Raw genomic sequence first — 6,000 nt, 5'->3', positions numbered from 1 at the left:
AAAGCAAGCTAGGTAGCTTGCTTTTATAAATATTAAATGAACCCCTTAGGATTAAACTTCCAAATAATCCATAATCCCTTCTGCGGCGTTTCGGCCTTCGAAAATAGCGGTTACCACTAAGTCTGAGCCGCGAACAATATCGCCACCAGCAAAGATTTTAGGGTTCGTTGTTTGATGGGTAAATTCACCTTTTTCTGGTGCGTTGATGCCACCCCAATGATTGATTTCAACACCGTACGGCTCTAACCAATCCATTTTATGAGGTTTAAAACCAAAAGCCATAAGCACTTTGGTAGCTTCAATAACATGTTCAGAGCCGGCAACTTCTTCAGCACGACGACGACCATTTTCGTCCGGCTCACCAAGCTGGGTTTTCACCATCTTAACGCCAGCAACTTTACCTTGCTCGTCAACAACAATGCCTTTCGGCTGTACATTGAAGGTAAATTCTACCCCCTCTTCACGGGCATTTTTAACTTCACGCTTTGAGCCTGGCATATTTTCTTCGTCACGACGATAAGCACAAGTTACTTTTGCAGCACCTTGTCGAATAGAGGTTCTCACACAGTCCATTGCTGTATCACCACCGCCTAACACGACAACTTTTTCGTTCGCCATATCGAGGTAAGCTTGTTTGTCTTCTGCATAGCCCATAACACGGTTTGTGTTACCAATTAAGAACGGCAGTGCATCAAACACACCATCAGCATCTTCATTCTCAAGCCCTGCACGCATACTTTGATACGTACCGACACCTAAGAAAACGGCATCATATTCAGCCAAGATTTCATCAAGAGTAATATCAACGCCAACTTCAGTGTTTAGCTGAAACTCGACACCCATTTCAGTGAAAATTTCACGACGCTTTTGCATTACTTCTTTTTCAAGTTTGAATGAAGGAATACCAAATGTAAGAAGGCCGCCAATTTCAGGGTGACGGTCAAACACCACAGGTTTTACACCGTTACGTACTAAAATATCCGCACAACCTAAGCCTGCCGGACCAGCACCAATGATAGCCACTTTTTTGTCAGACCAAACCACATACGACATATCTGGTTTCCAGCCCATCTTAAAAGCGGTATCTGTGATGTACTTTTCGATATTACCGATAGTGACAGCACCAAACTCTTCGTCAAGTGTACAAGAGCCTTCACACAAGCGGTCTTGTGGGCACACTCGACCACACACCTCTGGTAAGCTGTTTGTACGATGAGACAACTCTGCCGCTTCTAAAATACGGCCAGTACGAATTAATTTTAACCACTGTGGAATATAGTTATGTACTGGGCATTTCCATTCACAGTACGGGTTACCACAATCTAAACAGCGATCCGCCTGTGAGTTAACTTGCGTCTCAGAAAACGGCTCGTAAATTTCTACGAAAGATTGTTTACGCGCTGAGATTGGCTTTTTACGCGGATCAACACGTTGTACATCGATAAATTGGTATACATTTTCGCTCATACTACCCCCTTACTGAGCCTGAACACGAAGCTCTGCGCTGCTGCGCGCTCGGTGCCCAAGTAAACTTTTTACATCACTAGATTTTGGCTTAACTAATTTAAACATCGGAATGTATAAATCGAAGTTAGCTAAAATCTGCTCAGCGCGGTTTGAGCCTGTAAGTTCTAAATGCTCAGCAATTAGACCGCGTAAATGCTCTTGGTGTGATGCCAACCCTTCAAGCGTGACAATCTCAACAAGTTCAGGGTTAATGCGTTTTTCAAAGTCATTACCTTCGTCAAGTATATAAGCAAAACCGCCTGTCATACCTGCACCAAAGTTGATACCCACTTTACCAAGTACGCAAACAACACCACCTGTCATGTATTCACAACCATTGTCACCCACGCCCTCTACAACCGCTTGGACGCCTGAGTTACGAACTGCAAAACGCTCACCGGCACAGCCTGCGGCAAATAATTTACCGCCCGTTGCACCATATAAACAGGTATTACCGGCAATGGTCGCTTTGTGGCTTTCGAAAGAAGAACCCAGCGGTGGGCGAATTACTAGCTTACCGCCAGCCATTCCTTTACCAACATAGTCATTCGCATCACCAACAAGCGTCATTTCAAGACCACCTGCATTCCACACACCAAATGATTGACCTGCTGTACCATGGAGCTCAATAGAAACAGGATCAGCAGCCATACCTTGGTTACCATGTTTTGACGCAATATAACCCGATAGCATAGCCCCTACTGAGCGGTCTGTATTGCAAATACGGTTAACCAGCGAGATACCTGATTTTTCATCAATTGCTTGCTTCGCTTTTTCAAGTAAGGTTTCGTTTAGCTGACCTAAGTAGTGTGAGCTATTAGGCACACTACAATACAAGGTTTCACCCGTTGGGTTGTTTGGTACGGCAATAACTGAAGACAAATCAACTTTCTTTTGTTTCTCTGTCTTGCCTTCAATTGCTTCAAGTAAGTCCAAACGACCTATTAAATCTGTTAAGCGAGTTACACCAAGGCTTGCCATAATTTGGCGCGCTTCTTCGGCAATAAACTTAAAGTAGTTCATCGCCATTTCTGGCAGACCATGATAATGCTTTTGACGCAGCGTATCGTCTTGCGTTGCAACACCGGTCGCACAGTTATTTAGGTGACAAATACGTAGGTATTTACAACCAAGAGCTACCATAGGCCCAGTACCAAAACCAAAGCTTTCAGCACCTAAAATAGCCGCCTTAATGATATCTAGACCCGTTTTAAGGCCACCATCTGTTTGTAGACGAATACGGTGACGTAAACCATTTTCTACTAACGCCTGTTGAGTTTCAGCAAGACCAAGCTCCCAAGGACTACCTGCATACTTAACAGAAGTGAGCGGGCTTGCACCTGTGCCACCGTCATAACCAGCAATGGTAATCAAATCGGCATAGGCTTTAGCTACACCTGTTGCGATAGTACCTACACCTGGTTCAGAAACTAGTTTCACCGAAATAAGTGCATCTGGATTTACTTGTTTTAAATCGAAAATAAGCTGAGCTAAATCTTCAATCGAGTAAATATCGTGATGTGGCGGAGGCGAAATCAAAGTCACACCCGGCACTGAATAACGTAATTTTGCAATATACGGCGTTACTTTTTCACCCGGTAATTGACCACCCTCACCTGGTTTTGCACCTTGCGCAACTTTAATCTGAATTACATCAGCGCTACGTAAGTAATGTGGTGTTACACCAAAACGACCTGAGGCAACCTGCTTAATACGCGAGTTTTTCTCTGTGCCGTAGCGAAGCTTGTCTTCACCACCTTCACCCGAGTTTGAGCAACCACCTAAACGGTTCATTGCAATTGCGAGTGCTTCATGCGCTTCTGGCGATAACGCACCAATACTCATTGCTGCAGAGTCAAAACGTTTGAACAGCTCAGTTGCAGGTTCAACATCATCAACACTCACACCTGTATCAGGGATCTTGACTGCCAACATGTCACGTAAATTGGTGATCGGGCGGTTATTTACTAAATCAGCATACGCTAAGTAATCTTTGTAATCCCCAGAGCGTACTGCTTTTTGCAGTGTTTGAATAACATCTGGGTTATAAGCATGGTACTCACCACCGTGAACATATTTTAATAATCCGCCATGGCTCAATAATTTACGCTTACTAAAGGCCAGCTTATGAAGCTTACGTTGGTCATCATCAAAATCTGTAAAACAAGCCCCTTTAATACGACTAGCTACACCGTTAAAACAGGTTTCTACAACCGCATCTGATAAACCAACTGCCTCAAATAACATTGAACAGCGGTACGAAGCGACAGTACTGATGCCCATTTTCGACATGATTTTATACAGACCTTTGTTAATCGCATTACGATACGCAAGCGTTACTTCGCAATAGCTCTTATTCAGGGTCTTTTTGTCGCTCATTGCAACTAATGATTCATAAGCAAGGTACGGATAAATTGCCGTTGCACCAAAACCAAGTAATACCGCAAATTGATGCGCATCACGGACACTGCCCGATTCGATGATGATATTAGATTCACAACGTAAGTTATTATCTACTAAACGCTTTTGAATTGAACCAACCGCCATCGCCGCAGGAATAGGTAAATGCGTTTCGCTAAAGTTACGATCACTTAAAATAAGCATGACACAGCCTGACGCCGCTTTTTCTTGTGCTTCATCACAGATACGTGTGATTGCTTTTTCTAAGCCTTCTTCTGCGGTGTAAGTGATATCAATTTTACAGTAGCTGTAGTGCTCATCGTCAGCATTGATCAGCTGTTGCATATCAGCGTACATCAAAATTGGCGTATCAAACTGTAAACGCTTAGCATGGCCGGTGGTTTCGTTAAATACGTTTTGCTCACTACCAATACAGGTTGCTAGTGACATAACGTGATTTTCACGAAGTGGGTCAATCGGTGGATTCGTTACTTGCGCAAACTTTTGTCGGAAGTAATCAAACAGTGAGCGATGGCCTTCTGACAGTACCGCAAATGGCGTGTCATCACCCATAGAACCCGTTGCTTCTTGACCATTTTCACCCATAACACGAATCACGCTATCAAGTTCTTCGTTGGTATAGCCAAACATTTTTTGATACTTAAGCAGTGTTTCGTCATCAAAAGAACGGTTACCCGCATCTTTTTCAGATAACTGTTCAAATGGCGTTAAACGCTTAACGTTTGCCTCTAGCCAGGCTTTATATGGGTGGCGAGATTTAAGGTCTTGGTCAATCTCATCTGAATGCCATATTTTCCCTTGATGAGTATCAATAACTAACAGCTCACCTGGTCCGACACGGCCTTTTTCAACGACTTCGTCTGGTGCGTAATCCCAAATGCCCACTTCAGAGGCAAGCGTGATAAATCCATCTTGGGTAATTACATAACGCGCCGGACGCAAGCCATTACGGTCAAGGTTACAAGCCGCGAAACGGCCGTCAGACATTACAATACCAGCTGGGCCATCCCATGGTTCCATATGCATTGAGTTGAAGTCATAGAACGCACGTAGGTCATCATCCATGGCACGGTTTTTCTGCCATGCTGGTGGCACAAGCATACGCATTGCACGGAATAAATCCATGCCTCCCGCTAAGAACAACTCAAGCATATTATCTAAGCTTGAAGAATCTGAGCCGCTTTCGTTAACGAATGGTGCGGCTGATTGCAGATCTGGAATAAGTGGTGAGGCAAACTTATAAGCACGGGCACGTGCCCATTGGCGGTTACCTTGAATCGTATTAATTTCACCATTATGCGCTAAATAGCGGAAAGGTTGAGCTAAAGGCCAACGAGGCTGTGTATTAGTAGAAAAACGTTGGTGGAATACACAAATCGCACTGGTCATGCGAATGTCAGCTAAGTCTAAATAAAAGTTAGGTAAGTCTACAGGCATCATCAAGCCTTTATAGACAGTGACCAAACCAGATAAACTGGCAATATAAAAGTGTTCATCGTTTTCGAGGCGCTTTTCAGCACGACGACGCGCTACATACAAGCGACGTTCTAAATCTTTTGGACGCCAGCCTTCTGGTGCGCTAACAAAAATTTGTTCAAAGCCTGGTAGTTGTTTTTTTGCAATTGGCCCTAAACATGACGCATCGGTAGGTACTACGCGCCAGCCTTGAATACTCAAGGTTTCTTTTTCGAGTTCTTCACTCAACACATCTTTAGCTGTTTGCGCAAGTACAGGATCGGCATTTAAAAATACCATGCCAACGGCGTAGTTCTTACCTAAGTGCCAATCATGTTCGCTGGCAATAGCACGAAAGAAACTATCAGGTTTTTGCATTAATAAACCACAGCCATCACCAGTTTTACCATCTGCAGAAATACCACCACGGTGTTCCATGCGATCTAAGCCAGTGATTGCTGTTCGAATCAAGCGGTGACTCGCCTGACCATTGACCTGGGCTATTAAGCCAAAGCCACAATTATCTTTTTCTAATTTTGAGTCGTATAACATAGACCCCTCCCCTTGCTACAACGACTAGCGGTTCAGTCTTTTGTGACAGTGCTAGCAGACGAACAA

Annotated in this window: 2 protein-coding genes; both read right to left on the bottom strand. The window is 44.0% G+C overall.

Annotated elements, in window-relative coordinates; genetic code table 11:
- Window positions 1-51 precede the first annotated feature (51 nt).
- The gene (locus L1D46_RS11025; protein ID WP_239977556.1) at window positions 52-1,467 is read right to left on the bottom strand and encodes an FAD-dependent oxidoreductase; all 1,416 of its coding nucleotides are present in this window, start codon (window positions 1,465-1,467) and stop codon (window positions 52-54) included.
- A gap of 9 nt (window positions 1,468-1,476) precedes the next feature.
- Window positions 1,477-5,934: a glutamate synthase large subunit gene (gltB, locus tag L1D46_RS11020; protein ID WP_130051274.1), complete on the bottom strand. Its 4,458-nt coding sequence runs from the start codon at window positions 5,932-5,934 to the stop codon at window positions 1,477-1,479.
- Window positions 5,935-6,000 lie beyond the last annotated feature (66 nt).

It is taken from the genome of Pseudoalteromonas sp. Isolate3, assembly GCF_022398505.1.
GTDB classification, from domain to species: Bacteria; Pseudomonadota; Gammaproteobacteria; order Enterobacterales; family Alteromonadaceae; genus Pseudoalteromonas; species Pseudoalteromonas apostichopi.
The sequence above is the reverse complement of the archived record's forward strand: the minus strand, read 5'-3'. Positions and strand labels throughout refer to the sequence as shown.

Excerpts from the sequence above, each read along its gene's own strand:
- L1D46_RS11025 (WP_239977556.1), bottom strand. The coding sequence starts at position 1,467 with ATGAGCGAAAATGTATACCAATTTATCGATGTACAACGTGTTGATCCG.
- gltB (WP_130051274.1), bottom strand. The coding sequence starts at position 5,934 with ATGTTATACGACTCAAAATTAGAAAAAGATAATTGTGGCTTTGGCTTA.